Origin of the sequence: Stenotrophomonas sp. B1-1 (assembly GCF_010894375.1) — a bacterium.
In the GTDB taxonomy this organism is placed as follows: domain Bacteria; phylum Pseudomonadota; class Gammaproteobacteria; order Xanthomonadales; family Xanthomonadaceae; genus Stenotrophomonas.
The window spans coordinates 279,841-295,689 of record NZ_JAAIUZ010000012.1 but is presented as its reverse complement, the minus strand read 5'-3'; the positions used below and the strand labels follow the sequence as shown (position 1 = coordinate 295,689).

The 15,849-nt window shown below is 65.9% G+C and carries 13 protein-coding genes; 5 read left to right on the top strand and 8 right to left on the bottom strand.

Annotated elements, in window-relative coordinates; translation table 11 throughout:
- Positions 1–9: 9 nt before the first annotated feature.
- Positions 10–5,067 carry a putative Ig domain-containing protein gene (locus tag G4G00_RS11135; RefSeq protein ID WP_164273503.1) on the bottom strand — a complete coding sequence of 1,686 codons (5,058 nt, stop codon included), beginning with the start codon at positions 5,065–5,067 and terminating at the stop codon, positions 10–12.
- Positions 5,068–5,364: 297 nt separating this feature from the next.
- Here G4G00_RS11135 and G4G00_RS11130 point away from each other — a divergent pair, with 297 nt between their 5' ends.
- Genes G4G00_RS11130 through G4G00_RS11115 form a run of 4 tightly spaced genes read left to right on the top strand, consistent with a single transcriptional unit; the run spans position 5,365 to position 7,574 of the window.
- Positions 5,365–5,889 carry a tail fiber protein gene (locus tag G4G00_RS11130; protein WP_108753155.1) on the top strand — a complete coding sequence of 175 codons (525 nt, stop codon included), beginning with the start codon at positions 5,365–5,367 and terminating at the stop codon, positions 5,887–5,889.
- A 30-nt stretch (positions 5,890–5,919) separates the two neighbouring features.
- Positions 5,920–6,450 (top strand): tail fiber protein, encoded by a 531-nt coding sequence (locus G4G00_RS11125; RefSeq protein ID WP_108753156.1) that lies wholly within the window; start codon positions 5,920–5,922, stop codon positions 6,448–6,450.
- Between the two features lie 31 nt (positions 6,451–6,481).
- Complete coding sequence (locus tag G4G00_RS11120; protein WP_164273501.1) at positions 6,482–7,015, top strand: tail fiber protein; 534 nt, start codon at positions 6,482–6,484, stop codon at positions 7,013–7,015.
- Between the two features lie 4 nt (positions 7,016–7,019).
- Positions 7,020–7,574, top strand: a complete 555-nt coding sequence (locus G4G00_RS11115; protein ID WP_164273498.1) for a GNAT family N-acetyltransferase — start codon at positions 7,020–7,022, stop codon at positions 7,572–7,574.
- A gap of 13 nt (positions 7,575–7,587) precedes the next feature.
- On the opposite strand, the gene G4G00_RS11110 is transcribed toward G4G00_RS11115, so the two are convergent.
- The 4 genes from G4G00_RS11110 to G4G00_RS11095 all read right to left on the bottom strand — a co-directional run bounded on the left by G4G00_RS11110 (position 7,588) and on the right by G4G00_RS11095 (position 9,938).
- Complete coding sequence (locus G4G00_RS11110; protein ID WP_108749681.1) at positions 7,588–7,884, bottom strand: hypothetical protein; 297 nt, start codon at positions 7,882–7,884, stop codon at positions 7,588–7,590.
- A 97-nt stretch (positions 7,885–7,981) separates the two neighbouring features.
- Positions 7,982–8,665, bottom strand: coding sequence for a hypothetical protein (locus G4G00_RS11105; protein ID WP_164273652.1), 684 nt, complete (start codon positions 8,663–8,665; stop codon positions 7,982–7,984).
- Between the two features lie 167 nt (positions 8,666–8,832).
- A complete protein-coding gene (locus G4G00_RS11100; protein WP_108749682.1) occupies positions 8,833–9,102 on the bottom strand; it encodes a hypothetical protein in 270 nt (89 codons plus the stop codon).
- 254 nt (positions 9,103–9,356) lie between these two features.
- Positions 9,357–9,938, bottom strand: coding sequence for a DUF998 domain-containing protein (locus tag G4G00_RS11095; protein ID WP_164273495.1), 582 nt, complete (start codon positions 9,936–9,938; stop codon positions 9,357–9,359).
- Between the two features lie 137 nt (positions 9,939–10,075).
- On the opposite strand from G4G00_RS11095, the gene G4G00_RS11090 reads away from it, so the two are divergent.
- Positions 10,076–10,759 carry a type 1 glutamine amidotransferase domain-containing protein gene (locus tag G4G00_RS11090; protein ID WP_164273493.1) on the top strand — a complete coding sequence of 228 codons (684 nt, stop codon included), beginning with the start codon at positions 10,076–10,078 and terminating at the stop codon, positions 10,757–10,759.
- Between the two features lie 121 nt (positions 10,760–10,880).
- Here the strand turns inward: G4G00_RS11090 and G4G00_RS11085 are convergent, their stop codons facing one another.
- The 3 genes from G4G00_RS11085 to G4G00_RS11075 all read right to left on the bottom strand — a co-directional run bounded on the left by G4G00_RS11085 (position 10,881) and on the right by G4G00_RS11075 (position 15,833).
- Positions 10,881–13,250, bottom strand: coding sequence for a TonB-dependent hemoglobin/transferrin/lactoferrin family receptor (locus G4G00_RS11085; protein ID WP_164273490.1), 2,370 nt, complete (start codon positions 13,248–13,250; stop codon positions 10,881–10,883).
- A gap of 147 nt (positions 13,251–13,397) precedes the next feature.
- The gene (locus tag G4G00_RS11080; protein ID WP_164273487.1) at positions 13,398–14,858 is read right to left on the bottom strand and encodes a DUF2271 domain-containing protein; all 1,461 of its coding nucleotides are present in this window, start codon (positions 14,856–14,858) and stop codon (positions 13,398–13,400) included.
- Between the two features lie 69 nt (positions 14,859–14,927).
- Positions 14,928–15,833 carry an EF-hand domain-containing protein gene (locus tag G4G00_RS11075; RefSeq protein WP_164273484.1) on the bottom strand — a complete coding sequence of 302 codons (906 nt, stop codon included), beginning with the start codon at positions 15,831–15,833 and terminating at the stop codon, positions 14,928–14,930.
- Positions 15,834–15,849 lie beyond the last annotated feature (16 nt).

Here is a 15,849-nt window from a genome sequence, read left to right as displayed (position 1 = left end):
CCGATTGGCTCAGTACTTCTTTTCCAGGTTCAGCTGCACGCCGTGGTCGGTGTCGCTGCTGCTGCCGAACAGGCCGCGGTATTCCAGCCGCAGGCTGAACTCACGCTCGGTCTGCAGCACCGCGCCCAGGCCAAACACGAAACGGTTGGTCTTCAGGCCATCGATCACGCTGCGATAGAACGGCCCGCCCGGCAGATCGGCGTAGTTCATGATCACCGTACTGTCGTCCTGGAAGTCATGCTGGTATTCCAGCCGCAGCTGCGGCGTGAACGTGCCGACGCTGACCGGTACGCGGTAGTCCATGCGCAGGCCCAGGCTGGCGGTGGTGGTATCCACGTCCTGGTCCTGGTAGTGCAGCGCATGGATCGCATCACCCTGTTCGGTGTACGCATCCAGCGTGGCCCGGGCCAGGTCCAGCCGCGCATACGGGGTCAGCGAGAGGCGGTCGCGCTGGTAGTCACCGCCCACCGAAAGCGACGCCAGCCACTGGCTGCCATCCCGCTTGCCCTGCACCATCGCGCCGTTGGCCGTCACGTAACGGCGCGAGTCGAACGACAGCAACTGGTAGCCCAGCAGGGTGTCCACGAAGAAGTGGTCGCCCGGGTGGTAGCTGCTGTACACGGCCAGGGTGTAGCTCTCGCCCTTGCTGCGGGTGTCGTTGTGGCCGACATCGGTGGTATCGCGGCCATAGCCGACGCCTGCACCGATGGCGAAATCGCTGCTCAGGCGGGTGTCGGCACCGGCGCTGACGCCGCTGGTCTGGAAGTCGAAGCCGGCACTTCCAGAACGACCATCGCGGTCACCGTTGTTGATCGAACCGCCCGTCCACAGCGTCAGACTGCCGCCTTCGCCGCCACGGCTGCGCGGCGCCGCTGCGTTGCCTGCAGTTGCGCCTGTACCTGCTGCGGTGTCATCGGGCATGCCGAGCGGACGGCAGTCGCTGCCCGGCGTACGCCATCCGTCTTCCTGGCAGCGGCGGTCCACGCCAAAGCTCAGGCCGTTCTCGAAACGTGCACCCTCCCCGCCCTGATGCAGCCCTTCCATGCGGCGCTGGAAGTTGCCGATCTGGGTGGTGGCGAAGCGACGCGCAGTGGCCGTCTGCGCGCCCAACAGGCCCATCACTTCGGCATCCTGGGTCGGGTCGGGCCGGCTGATCACATCGAAGGTGACAGTGGCCGGGGCCGAGGTGGTGAAGGCATTGGCCAGGGTGAAGGTGGCCGTGGCCGTGCCCGAGAACGCCGCAGCCGGGGTGAACGTCAGGCGGTAGCCCGCATTGGCGCCGTTGCCCGAGGCCGCGATGGTGGCAGTACCGGCATTGGCCGGCGACAGCGAGACCAGTGTTGCTGCGGTGAACGGGCCACCGGTCGCGCCGGTGGTCAGTTCGACCACGACCGGCACGCCCGCATTGGCGGTGAGCCGCTGCGAAGCTGCTACCGGCACCGCGTTCACCGTCACCGTGGTGGTGATGGGCGCCGATGCACCGAAGCTGTTGTTCAAGGTGTAGACGATGTTCTGCGGGCCAGACGTGGTGGCCAGCGGTGTGTAGGTGATGATCGTGCCGTCTACCGTGGTGGTGCCGGTGGCCGGTGCGGACACCAGGGTGACCCCGGTGAACGGCCCGCCGCTGGCGCCCACGGCTGCATCGATCAGCACGGCCTGGCCGGCCAGTGTGACCACGCCTGCGCGCGGCTGACCCACCGGCACCGGCAGTGCATTGACCGTAATGGCCACGGTCGCGGCGGCCGAACTGCCACCTGGCCCGCTGGCGATGTAGGTGAAACTGTCGGCACCGAAGTAGTTGGCTGCTGGCGTGTAGACCACATTCAGACCGCTGACGACGGCCGTGCCGTGCGCCGGCGCGCTGGCCACGGCAATCGCGGTGATCACGCCCGTGTCATTGCCTGTGACAGGAATGGTGACCGCCTGCTGGGCCAGGGTGGTGGCCGTATCGTCGGTGGCGACCGGCAACGCCTCGCTGATGACCAGGGTGTAGCTCTGGCTGGCGTTGTAGCCGACATCGTCGGTGGAGCGAAGTACGAACGTGTAGCTACCGGCGGTGGTGGGGGTGCCCCTGAGTACGCCTGCCGAACTGAAGGCGAGACCGGGGGGCAGCGCGCCGGAAACCACTGCGTAGGTGTACGGCGCAATGCCGCCGCTGCTGGTCAGACTCTGCGAGTAAGCCGTGGCGACCACGCCGCCCGGCAGCGTGGCCGGGGCGATGACCACGGTGGCCGGGTCAACGGAGAAGGTGTAGACGCGGTCAGCGGTCTGCCCGTTGCCATCGGTCACACGAACAGTGATGCTGAAGTTGCCATCCGAACGCGGAATGCCGGTCATGGCCCCCGAGGAACTGAGGGACAGCCCCTGTGGCAGCCCGCCTGCCAGCAGCGCATAGGTGTACGGTGCGGCGCCACCGCTGGCAGTGAACTGCGCGCTGTAGGCAAGCGCAGCAGTGCCGTTGGGCAGGGTGGCCGGATCAATGCTGATCGTCGGTACGCCCACCACGATGGTGTAGTTCTGCTGCACGTTGAACGGCGCACCGGTGCCGACGGTGGAGTCCGCCGAACGGATCGTGACGTTGTAACTACCCGGCATCGTCGGGGTACCGGAAAGAACGCCTGCCGAACTGAAACTGACGCCCACCGGCAGTGAACCCGTAACCACTGAATAGCTGTAAGGCGCGGTTCCGCCACTCGTGCCGAAGTTGATGGTGCTGGCGGTGCCGTAAGGCATGGGCAGGTTGCCCCCCGCGGGCGTCATGCTGAGCGTGGGTGCCGCCACCGTGAGCGAGAACGTCTGGCCAACAGTGAACGGCCCGTTGCCAGTGCTGCTGTCGGTGGCGCTGGCATTGAGCGTAAAGGGTCCCGCCGCAGCAGGCGTGCCGCTGACCGTAACGCTGTTTGCCGTCGTTCCGGTGATGCTCAGCCCGGCCGGCAGGCCCGTGACCGTGTAGTTGCTGTAGGGCGCCGCGCCCCCATTCCAGGTGAATGTCTGGCTGTAGCTAGCGCCGACCGTGGCGCTGAACGGACTATTGGCCGAGACGGTAATGGTCGGGTTGCCCACGGTGATCGTCACTGTAGCCGGTGCAGACGTTCCGGCACTGTTGGTGGCGGTATAGGTGAAGCTGTCCGGGCCGGCGTAGCCGGCGTTGGGTTGGTAGGTCACTGTCGTTCCGCTGGCAATGGCCGTGCCGTGTGCGGGCGCGGTGCCGATTGCCACCGAAGTGGCGGCGCCGCCGGTGAGGTTCAGCGTGATCGGGTTGGCGCCACTGTTGTACGCCACGGCTGCCGAAACAGGATTGGTCACCGGCGGGCTGCTGATGACCTGCAGCACGTAGCCGCGCGGTGCAGAGTTGTACGGTCCGCTGCCGGTGGAGCTGTCCGTTGCGATTACCGCGAAGTTGAAGGTGCCTGCCGCGGTAGGCGAGCCGGAAAGCTGGCCGCCCGCCGAAAGCGTGACACCTGCAGGCAACGCGCCAGCGGAGATTGAATAGGTGTAGGGCGCCACACCACCGCTGGCGGGGTTGAGTGATGCACTGTACGCCGAGTTCTGGGTCGCATCGGCCAGGCTGGTGGCCGGAAGGTTGACGGTGGGCGGCGCAATGGTCAGCGAATAGGGACGGGAGCCGGTGTACGGACCGGTACCGCCGGAGCTGTCGGTGGCGGTGAGGGTGAAATTGAACGTGCCGCCGGCCGTTGGGGTGCCCGACATTGTGCCGCTGGAGCCCAGGCTGAGTCCGGTAGGGAGGGAGCCAGAGGTAACCGCGTAGCTGTACGTGGGCGTTCCCCCTGTCGCCGTGATGACCTGGCTGTAACTGGCGCCAACCGTACCGTTGGGCAGCGTGCTGGGGTCGACGGCAATCGTCGGCACGTTCACGGTGAGCGTGTACGCACGCGTGCCCTGGAAGCCGCTGGCATCGGTGGCACGTGCGGTGAAGTTGAAGGTGCCTCCCGACGTTGGCGTGCCGCTCACCGCGCCGGTCGTGGTGTTGAGGGTCAGCCCGGGCGGCAAGGTGCCAGCACTGAGGTCAAAGGTATACGGCGCGGTACCGCCACTGCCGGTGAGCGTCTGGTTGTACGCCACCCCGATGGCGGCAACGGTCAACGAGGCCGGGTTGACCACAATGGTGGGCGGCGCCGCCACCACCAACGTGACCGTCTCCACCTCGGCATAGAAGCCGGGGCCGCTACTGCTGTCGGTCACGCGGATGCCGAAGGTGTAAGTGCCTTGTGCCGTGGGCGTGCCACTGAGCGTATTGCCACTCAGTGACAGACCCGGGGGCAGTACGCCGCTGGCGGCCTCATGGGCCAGGGTGTAGGGCGCCACACCACCACTGGGGGTGAAGCTGACCGAATAGGCCACGCCCTGCCCGGCCGGTGGCGGCGAGGCGGGTGCAAGGCTCAGCACCGGGTTGGCGGTGGTGCCGCTGAACGCACGCGTGCCACTGACCGCGACATTGTCTGTTGCGCGCAGGGTGAAGGAATACGCGCCGCGCTGGGTGGGGGTGCCGCTGAGCGTATTGCCCCCCAGGGTCACGCCGGGGGGCAGCGCACCGGCGTCGAGGGTAAAGGTGTACGGCGCTGTGCCACCGCTGGCGCTGAGGGTGCTGCTGAACGCGGTACCCGCCTGCAGGCTCACGGCCGGGCTGGCGTCCAGGGTAATGGCCGCCGCCGGGCCGATGGTGACGGTAACGGTGATGTCGCCCCCCGAGTCATCCTGGATGACGAAGGTATCGCTGGTGCCGTTGTCGCCGTTATGGGTGTACGTGAGCGGCTGCGCATTGACCGTCTGCTGGCCAACGGTGCGGGTGCCATGAGTAGTGGTTGCTGTACCTGCAGAAACACCAAAACCGCCGTGGCAATGGTCGATGTCGATGGTCTGCGAGCCGCTATGGGCCACAGACATGCTCAGCGTTGGGCAGAACGTGGACGGCGCGGCGGCGGCCACCTGCGGCCACAGACTGCAGATGCACAGCAGTGCAATCGCCAGCCAGGAACCGAACCATGAAACCAGGGCATGCGGACGCGCACGCGACGCCCCCACGCTGTGCGCTGACGAAAGTTGCATGTTCTGCCCCTGTTGGCACTGCACAGGCGCGAACACTCCCAGGCGTCCGTGCCGGTACAGCGAGACCCTACCCCTGTCCGCGGACGCCAGGTCGATAACCCGGGCCGCACCCCTTTAGAACGGCTGCGCCATATTCAAACAGTATTCCGGGGGTAAAGGGAAGTGCCCCCCTTGCCCGGCTTTCGATATTGCTGCGCATGCACAAAAATTTCACTTGAACCGCCCATGCTGACTGAGCGAGAGTAAATGCGGCCCGGACATGACGTCCGGCCATCACGCTATCGGGGGAATCAAGGCATGACCGAAGTCTTCCTCGGGCAGATAATGCTCACGGGGTTCGCGTTTGCACCCAAAGATTTTGCTCTCTGCAACGGCCAGTTGCTTTCGATTGCACAGAACCAGGCCCTGTTTTCGCTGCTGGGCACGCAGTACGGCGGGAACGGCACGACAAACTTCGCGTTGCCCAACATGCAATCGCGGACGCCGGTCGGCGCCGGACCGTCGGCCGATCCGGGCTGGAATCCACCGCAGTATCAGCAAGGCCTCGTGGCTGGCGTGGAAAACGTGACACTGATCAGCAACGAAGTGCCCGCGCACACCGCGCAGGCCTACGGCACCACCGCGGCGGGTGCGGTACGCAACCCCACCAACGGTCTGTACGGCAACGACAGCGGACTTCTGTTCGGCCCGGACAACGGCACGTTGGTTCCCCTGCAAGGCGTTGGCACAGGGGGAGGCAGCCAGCCCCACCCGAACCTGCAGCCCTATACGGCGATCAATTTCGTTATCGCAATTCAGGGCATTTACCCCTCGCGCAGCTGACCGCGCCGACGACTGCTCAAGGAGCTTCACATGAGTACCCCTTACGTCGGAGAAATCCGCATGTTCGGCTTTCAGCGCGTGCCCAACGGTTGGTTCACATGCGATGGGTCACTGAAGTCGATCGCCGAATATGAAGTGCTGTACACGCTGCTGGGCACCACCTACGGTGGCGATGGCATTACCACCTTCGGCGTGCCCGATCTGCGCGGCCGGGTACCGATCCACCAGGGACAAGGCCCAGGACTGAGCCGCTACGTGGTGGGCCAGATGGCAGGCACTGAGCAGGTCACGGTGCTTCCCGTGCAGATGCCTGCGCATGCGCCGCCACTGATGGCCACCACCGCCCTTGCTACTACCGGCACGGTAGGAAACGGCGTGCTGCCGGCAACGGTGGCGGGCGACAGCGTCTTCGTGAAAGACATCACCGGCGCCAACGCGGCCGTACTGGCCCCCAATGTGATTGTCAGCCAGGGTGGCAATCAACCGCACGAGAACCAGATGCCCACGCTGACGGTGCAGTTCTGCATTGCCTGGGCGGGCGTTTTCCCGACGCAGGGCTGAACCCCTCTTTGCATCCGACAAGGAATTCACCATGACCGAACCCTTCTTCGGCGAGATCCAGCTGTTCGGCTTCAACTTCGCCCCGCGGAACTGGGCCACCTGCAATGGCACGACGTTGCCCATCCGACAGAACACTGCTCTGTTTTCACTGCTGGGGACGAGCTACGGCGGCGATGGCGTAAACACATTCAAGTTGCCCAACTTCGTCAATCGCGCGGCTACCAGCCAGGGCCAGGGCCCGGGCCTGACACAGCACAGCATCGGCGAGGCCTTCGGCACCAATGCTGTGGCCCTGACCCAACAGACAGTTCCGGCGCACAGCCATTCGCTGACGCTCTACAACCAGCGCGATAGCAGCAAACGCAATGCGACGCCCGAGGCGGGCAATTACCTCGGCGTGCCTGCTACAGGCATGCCCTTTGTGACCAACGCCACGGCCAATGCGCAGTTCAGCCCGAGAATGGTCGGCGCCTCCGGTGGCGGGCAGCCCCATGAGAACCGGCAGCCCTATCTGGCGACCAACTTCTGCATCGCCTTGCAGGGCGTGTTCCCCAGCTTCAGCTGAGCCGATGGCCGCGCCCGCACCGCTCGCCCCGTTTCCGCCAAGCCGCGATGCTTGCCCCACCCTGCCCGCGCTGTTGCTGCAGCGCGGGTATGGCCTGCGGCCGCTGGTTGCGGATGATCTGCCGTGGCTGCGCGAGTTGTATGCCAGCACCCGCGCCGAGGAACTGGCACCGGTGCCTTGGCCGGAAGCGGCCAAGCGGATGTTCCTGGACAGCCAGTTCGCGCTGCAGCACCAGCACTATCTGGCCCACTTCGGCGACTCGCACTTTCTGGCCATCGAGCACGATGGTGCCGCCGTGGGGCGCTACTACCTGCAATGCGGGGCGTCGCACGACCTGATCGTGGATATCAGCCTGTTCCCCGCTGAGCGCCGTCGCGGTGTTGCCACGGCGTTGATCGCGCACAGCCAGCACGAAGCCGGCCTGCGCGGCAGCGACATGCAACTGCACGTGGACGGTGCCAATCCAGCCGCGCTGCGCCTCTACCAGCGTCTTGGTTTCGTGGGGGTCGAGCAGCAAGGCACGCATCTGCTGATGCGCTGGCAGCGCGCCCGCGCGTAGCAGACCGGCAAGATCAGTTGAATACAGCCTGATAAAGGAACCCGGCCTGTTCACGGGCGATGGGCACCAGGAAGATACCGACCTCGCCTACTTCCGGGTGGCGCATGGGGTAGATCTGCTGCGGAAACAGGAACGCCGACGCGTTACGGAACAACAGCGAGAATGGCGCACGTGCGGCGCCCGGCATCGCCCGCGATGCATCCAGGGCGCGGGCTTCCACCAGCACGAACGGCACTTCGCCGTCATTGATGACGGCCGAGAAGGTCTGATCGACGTGGCGGGCGAAATGATCGAGCGTCAGCAGTTCCATTGCAGGGTTCCCCAAGGCCGACCTGCATGGTGGTCTGCGCCAGCGTCGGATGCAAGCGCGCCGCGCGCCGCGCCCGCCAACCGGATTACCTGTCGGCTTACTTGGCGCCGGCGTGGCGTTCGCCTTCGCCGTTCTGCGCTGCGCTTTCGCGGCTCTGCGCGAACTCGGGGAAAGTTTCGGCAATGGATGCCTTGTCCGGCAACACGTAGAACACGCCGCCCTTTTCGAAGGTGGACTTCACCACCTCGTCGTAGAACACCGGTGAGACATTGATGCAGCCGTGGGTCACGCGGTTGTCGTCCGGGGTGGCCGAGGCCAGGCGCTCCGCACGCTTCTCCTTCGACGTGCCCTTCGGCATGGGATGGATGGACACCGCAGATTCGTAATCGACCCACAGCACGCGGCCGGCATCGATGGACGGCCCGAAGCCGCCGATGAAACGGCCCGCCGGCGTGGTGCGGTCGCGGCCGGGAATCTCGCGCAGGGCCAGGCCCGCTACGCCGGGGGCGATGTGGTCACCCTTGGCCGAGCCGAACAATGCCGGCGCTGCGCCGCGCAGCTTGCCGTCGCCGCCAAACACCAGGATCTGTGCGGCCGCCTTGTCCATGATGGCAAACGGATAGCCTTGGCTGTCCTTGCTGGCCACCACCCAGCCAGCCAGTTCAATCACCGTGTCGGACACGCTCTGCCCTTCGGGCAGTTCATCAACCGCCGAAGACGGTGCCGGCGGCGTGCCGTTCTTCGCACTTGCCACACCGGTGCCGGCAAGGGTCAACGCCAGGGCCATGGCCAGCGCAGCGCGCAGCGGCCGGTTTGCAGGGGTGGGGAACATAGGGATGGCACGACTCCTTGCTACGTGTACTACGGGTACTACGGGGTGGGCACCGGTGGCCCGCGAAGGCCACCGGTGTCCGGGTCAAACAGTACGGGTACTGCGTGGGGGAGCGATCACCCGCGCGGGGTACGGCGCGGTGCCGATTCAAGCTGCTGTACGCGGCCTTCGATCTGGTCCAGGCGCTGGTTGGCCTGCTGTGCCGACTGGTTGGCCGACTCGGCGCTCTGGGCTGCGCCCTGCACCTTCACATCAAGCGCGTCGAGACGCGAATTGATGGTTGCGAATTCGTCCTTGTAGGTGGCGCAACCACTGAGAGCGGCGGCGGCGAGGATGGCTACACCGAGCGTGCGGGCCAGGGTCTTGTGTTGCTGGTTCAGGAACATTGCACTCCCTCCTTCGTCTGGGGAAGCCCGAATATAGCGACCTTTTCGGCAGTTGACCGAGCGCCTTTCAGCTACGGTTGGACGAGGTGGAGGGGGTGTGAAGAAATGTGAAATGGCGTGTAAATGTTCATGGTCCAGAGGCTGTTCAAACGCCGGCTGTAATGGCCGCTATTGCTGCGGCCAGCGTTCCTTGTAGCCAAAGCGCACACGGCTTTCTTCTGCCTTCATGCACGTTGGGGCGAGGTCTGCCCTATTCAGCCGTCATGTCGGTCATCGGCACCATGCGCGCGGCGCAGTTCAATTGCCGCCAGCGCGTACCACGCGAACGCGGGCAGTGCCGCCAGCCGCTGGGTCAGCCCACGGTAGGCGGCCGGGTCGAACCCGCACACCATCATCCATAGGTACAGCACGCCGATAAGAGAAACGGCCCTCGAGGCAACGCGCAGCCACGCCGAACCCGCCTGCCCGTACTCGCTGATGAACAACAGTGGTGTTAGCACCGAGAACATGCCGATGCCATAGAGCCCGTGCAGTGGGCTGCCCGTAGTGAAAACGCCGTTGCTGATCATGCAGGCAGCAAACAGTAACGAGGTAAGCGCGGAGCAGGCGAAGCGGCTGCCATGGGCCAACAACGCCACGCTGAAGACCAGGATCGCGGCGCCGCTGATGACGGCGGCCGACCGTTCCACCCACCTCGGCCACCCCTGCAGCAGCCCCAGTTCGCTCATGTGCTGGCTGAGGATGCTGTAACCCGGTACCAGCAGCCCAGCCAGAGCCAGCACCCCCATGGCAAGAAGGGGGGCGAGGGACAGGTGCCGCAGGGTAACGGTGCGCATGGACCAGATATCTGCCGGTTGAGGTCTGATGAGCTTGGGTGCAACGGGCCTGCCGATGGTTTAAAGCGTCGCACCGTTGACGCCCAGCATCCCCGGTCGCGCGCATACTGCTGCCCCACCCCACTGCGGAGCGTTACATGAAGGTCCTGATGGTTCTGACGTCGCATGATCAACTGGGCGACACCGGCAAGAAGACCGGCTTCTGGCTGGAGGAATTCGCTGCGCCGTACTACGTGTTCAGCGATGCTGGTGCGCAGATCACCCTGGCCTCCCCCGCCGGTGGCCAGCCCCCGCTGGACCCGAAGAGCGATCTGCCCGACTTCCAGACCGCGCTGACCGAACGCTTCAAGGGCGATGCGAAGGCGCAGCAGGCGCTGGCCAGCACCGTGAAGCTGGACAGTGTGAAGCAGGAGGATTTCGACCTGGTGTTCTACCCCGGCGGCCATGGGCCGTTGTGGGATCTGGCCGAATCCAAGGCATCCATCGCGCTGATCGAAGCCTTCGAGCGTGCGGGTAAGCCGGTCGGGTTCGTCTGCCATGCGCCGGGCGTGCTGCGCCATGTGAAGGCGGCCGACGGTTCGCCCCTGGTGAAGGGTCGCAAGGTGACGGGCTTCACCAACAGCGAGGAAGCGGCGGTCGAGTTGACCGATATCGTGCCGTTCCTGGTGGAAGACGAGCTGATCGCGCTGGGTGCTGCCTATGAAAAGGGCGCGGATTGGGCACCGCATGGCGTGACCGACGGCCTGCTGGTGACGGGGCAGAACCCGGCCAGTTCCGAATGGGTGGCCAAGGAACTGCTGCGCCTGGGCAAAGCCCGGTAGAGTCGAGCTTGCTCGACTGCAACGCGTGACGGTCAGGAAGCATCCACGCATGGCGTGGATGCCTTCCCTCCATGGGGTCAGAGCCCTTTCCTGGCGGAAAGGGATCTGACCCCTGCCCGGCTTACAGGAAGTCGTAGCTGAGGGTGAAGCGCACGTTACGGCCCGGCTGCGACCAGCGGCCGATACCTTCGTAGCTGGTGGCGCCCTGGAAGATGGCGGTGCCGCCACCGGCGGTGCGCACGCGGTTCCACAGGTAGTATTCCTTGTTGAACACGTTGTACACGCCGGCGGTCAGGTGGATGCGCGGGGTGATGCTGTAACTGCCGAACACATCCAGCAGGGTGTATTCACGCGCCTTGTAGGCATACACCGGCAGCACTTCGGCGCCGTAGCTGGCGTTGGTCACGCTCAGGCCGTAATCGGACGGGTCCTTGCGGTCCTGGTGGGTGACATTGGCAGTCACGCTCCAGCGCCGCGACGGGGCGTTGTAGGTCAGCCCGGCCACGGCCTTGGCCGGAATGATGCTGGCCAGCGGACGGCCGTCATTGTCGGTGCCTTCATTGTACGAATAGGCCACGCGCGCCAGCCAGTCGTCGGCCAGCAACCACAGGCCCTCGGCCTCCACACCCTTCACAACCACTTCGCCGCGGTTGATCGGCATGGTGTAGGTGTAGCCATTGGTGACCGTGGTGACACCGCGCACGGTGGTGCTGTACTGGGTGCCGGCATCGCCGACGAACTGGGCGGTGTCGATGAAGTTGCTGTACTTGTCACGGAACAGCGACACGCCCAGGCGCAGGCGATCACTCTGGTAGCGCCAGCCCAGTTCCAGGTTCAGGCTGCGCTCGGCGTCCAGGTCCGGGTTGCTCTTGCCGTCGGGCACGGTGACCGTGGCGCCGTCGGAAAGACGCGTGACTTCAGTCGTGGACGATGTGCCGTACATGTCGTTCACGCCGGGCGCGCGGAAGCCACGGCCCACCTGGGTCCACAGCGACTGGGTATCGGTGAACTTGAATTCGGCGCCCAGGTTCCAGGTCGGCGCGGCGAACTTCGAGGTGCCCACGCTGCCGCCGTCATCGACATAACCGGAGTCACCATTGCCACCGGCCGAGGTTTCCGGGGTGTACTTGTAGCTGTCGTAGCGCAGGCCACCGGTCAGGCTCAGGCGATCGTCCAGCAGGCGCACGCGGTCACGCACGTAGGCGGTCAGGTCGGTTTCCTTGGTGTCCGGCCACAGCGACGGGTCGGTATCGCGGGTGAACAGCGATCCATCGTTGCCCCAGCGCGTATCCACCGAGTTCCAGTGGATCTTGGCCTGCTGCCACGCTGCGCCATACACCAGGTCATGGCGCACGCCACCGGCTTCGATGCTCTTGTCGAAATCCAGCGCCACGCGGTTGCGCTTCTGGGTATCCCAGCGGTCTTCCTGGCGCGCACAGGGTGCCGCCACCGAACAGCGCGTGCCATAGGTGGCCGCCGTGCCATTGGCCACCAGCACGTTGGTCTGGCCCTGGATGTAGTTCTTCTGGTGGTCGGCGGTGGCTTCCAGGCTGTCGAACAGCGCGTTGTTGGCGCGCCAGGTGTACTTCAGGCCGTATCGGTCGCGGTCGCTGCGGTCTTCGGCGCTGCGGAAGTAATACGAACCCACGCCATCGCTGCGGGTCCAGTTGTCTACGTCATTGGTAGCGCGGGCGCGCTCGTAGACGATGCCCAGCGTCTGCGTGTCGGTGGCCAGGAAGTTGACCTTGGCCAGCAGGTTGTCGCTCTCGCGGTCGACCGGGTCCGGCGTGCGGCGGTCCGGGCCCAGCTGGGCGCGGGTGGTGTCGTACCACGATTCGGTTTCGTGGCCATCGCGCTTGGTGTACACCAGCAGCGATTCGAAACGGCCGGTGCGGTTGGCAAAGGTCAGCGAACCCATGTTCTCGTCGCTGGAACCGGTGTAGCCGTACTTCACCGAACCAAAGCTGTCGTTGCCGCTGGCCTTCAGGTAATCGGACGGGTCCTTGGTGGTGAACATGACTGCACCGCTGAGCGCGCCGCTGCCGGCGGTGATCGCATCGGCACCCTTGATGATTTCAACGCTCTTCACCGCTTCCAGGTCGACGCTGCCGCGACCGGAACGGAAGAACTCATAAGGCTGGTAGGTGCCCGGGTCCATGCTCTGCGGGAAGCTGAGGCCGTCCAGGGTGATGGCCACGCGATCCGATTCCAGGCCACGGATGTTGAAGCCATTGAAGCCGGCACGGCCCAGGTCGACCATCTCCACGCCGGGCACGTAGCGGATGGCGTCTTCCAAGCTCTGCGCACCCTGCTGCTGCAGGGTCTTGGCCGAAAGCGTGGTGACGTTCTGGTTGTCGGATTTCTTGCGGGTTTCAGTGACCTGGATGGTATCCAGGGTGCTGTCCGCATCGGCAGCAGCCGCACGGGAAACAACGGGAAGTGAGAGGCTGGTGGCTACCGCCAGCGCAAGCAGGGAGGGTGAAAGGTGCATGGATGACTCCGCAGAGGGGTGGAAAGGGGCGTTCCGTCGCTCCGATTGGAGCGGCGGTGGTTTCCTGGCTGCGGGGCGCCATCGCGATGGCGTTGCGTGCGTTGCTGGGAAGGGGTACTGAGAGTTCGGGGTGAAGCAGGACCGGCGCTAGCGCCCGGTCAGATGCAGACAGAGCGTGCCGATTTCGCTCTGGCCACGGTGCTGGCTGTCCACCGCCCTGCCCTGTTTCAGCGTGAACGGCAATGACAGAAACTCATGCCCACCGGCCTGGCGCGCGGCCTCGACCTGCAGCAGATACTCACCATCGGCGACGGTCTGGCCACGGTCGTCGCGCCCATCCCAGGCCAGCGAATACTCGCCGGGCAATCGCGTGGGCCGCGCGATGCCCTGGATGGCGGGCAGATCGTCGCCGCCATAGCGCCGCCACCACTGTGGCAGCGACTGCAGGTAACGAGAGCGCGTGCCCAGCACCAGCAACTGGCGCACCAGCGTGCCGTCGGCCGTGGTCACCCAGAGCGCCAGATAGGGCGCGAAGTAGCGCTCGGCTGCGAGCTGTGGAATCTGGTAGTCCACCACCAGCCGCTCCAGGTTCTCCGCGCGCGGTGGGGCGTCGGCAAGCAGCGCCGGCCAGCGCTGCGACACGAAGGAAACCCCGGTGTCGCTGAGCACAAACGCGGCGACGTCCGGCAATGCATCGGCCAGGGCCAGCCCATCGCGGATCGGCATGACCGACAGCGCGGTGGCCAGCACATCGGCACTGGCCGCATCGGGCGCCACCACGGTTGCGGCGGGCGCGAACTGCATGGGCCAGCCCGAGAATGGATCCAGGATATGGCTGTAGTGGCGGCGGCCCACCGTGTAGCCGCGCGTGGCATGGCCACTGCCGGCAATGGCGCCGTCACGCAGGGCCAGCGTGGCCAGCGGGGTGCCGTTATCCCGCGGGCGGCGCGCATCGGCCACCCCGACCTGCCACGGCGCGGTTTGACCGGCGGCCTGCCAGTAGCGCGCATCGCCACCGATATCGATCTTGATGGCACGCGCTGCCGGCGCGGCCTTGCGCGCCACATCCAGCGCCCGGTCCAGGATGTAGCCCTTGGCCACGCCGTCCACATCGAACACCACCGCCTCGGGGCGGGTCAGCGCGCCGCTGCGCGCCGGCTCGAACTCGGCCTGTGCCGCGGCCGACGCCAATGCACGCAGTTCATCGCGCGGCGGCAGCACGCCGCTGGATGCGGCCTGGCGCCAGCGCTCGGCCGCCCGGCCCAGCCGGCAACTGAAGATGCCCTCGCTGCGCTGCCGCCAGTGCTCGCACAACTGCAGCACCGCACGCAGATCGGGCGACACCGTCTGCGGACCGCTGTGCGTGTTGAAACGGGTCAACTCGCTGTCATCACGCCAGCGGCTGAGCACGCCGTCCAGGCGCGCGGTCTCGGCCAGCACGGCCTGCAACGCGGCCTGCGCAGGCGCCTCGCTGGCGTCCACGCTGATATCCAGCGAGGTGCCCAGCACATCGTCGCGATGGAAGATCTGCGGTGCGGCCACGGCCGCGGGCACGGCAAGCCAGCTCGCGGCCAGGGCCAGCAGCAGGCGGAAGGTACGACGGAACATGGGAAGCAACTCGGGAGTGCGCGGAAATCCGCAACAACGGGGCCCGCCGCAACGGGCCCCGCACAGGGTTCAGCGGCGCGGCGCAGCCGGCGGCGGCAGTGCCGCATCGGTCGCATCGACCACGCCATCCTTGTTGCGATCGGCGGTGTCGAACAGCCGCTTGCCCGACACCTGGTACTCGGCGAAGGTCATTTCGCCGCTCTTGTCCGCATCGAGCACACCGAAGCGCACGTGCACCTGGCGATCATCGCCCTGGGTAAGCGAGGCGGCGCGGCGGTCCAGGCGCTCTTCGAACTCGCCCAGGTATTCATCCAGCGAAAGCTGGCCGTCGCCATTGCGATCGGTGCGCGCGAACTGCTCATCGCGGGCCTTGTCGAACTCGGCCTTGTCCACCTTGCCATCGCCATTGCCGTCGTACAGCTCCAAGAAGCCTTCGGCGGTGTGGCTGGTGGGCATGTTCAAGCGGCTGCGGCGGTTGTCGAAGCGCTGCGCACCGGCCGCCGTGCGGGCTTCGGTGCCACCAGCGGCCGGCGCGGCCTTGTCCTTGCCACGGCTGGCCAGCGCCTTCTGCCCACCCTGCCAGGTCTTTTCACCGGCGGCGTCGAACTCGGCGCGCGACACGCTGCCGTCCTTGTCGGTGTCCAGTGCGGCGAAGCGGGCACGGGTCTGTTCCACCTGACCGGCACGTTCGCGTTCGATCTCGGCAGTCATGCGCTGGTCGAACTCGGCCACGTACTCGTCTTCATCCACCGTGCCGTTCTTGTTGCTGTCGGTGGCATCGAAACGGGCGCGGCGGAACGCCTCGAACTCGGCCCAGGTGACCTTGCCGTCGGCGTTGTCATCATGTTCGGCGATGAACGCGGTGACATTGTTGCCGTGGCCGCCCACCAGCGGGCGCGGTGCGGTCTGGGCGTGGACAGCGGACGACAGCAGCAGCGTGCAGGCGCACGCACTGGCAAGCAGGGTGATCTTCATGGTGACCTCAGGAACG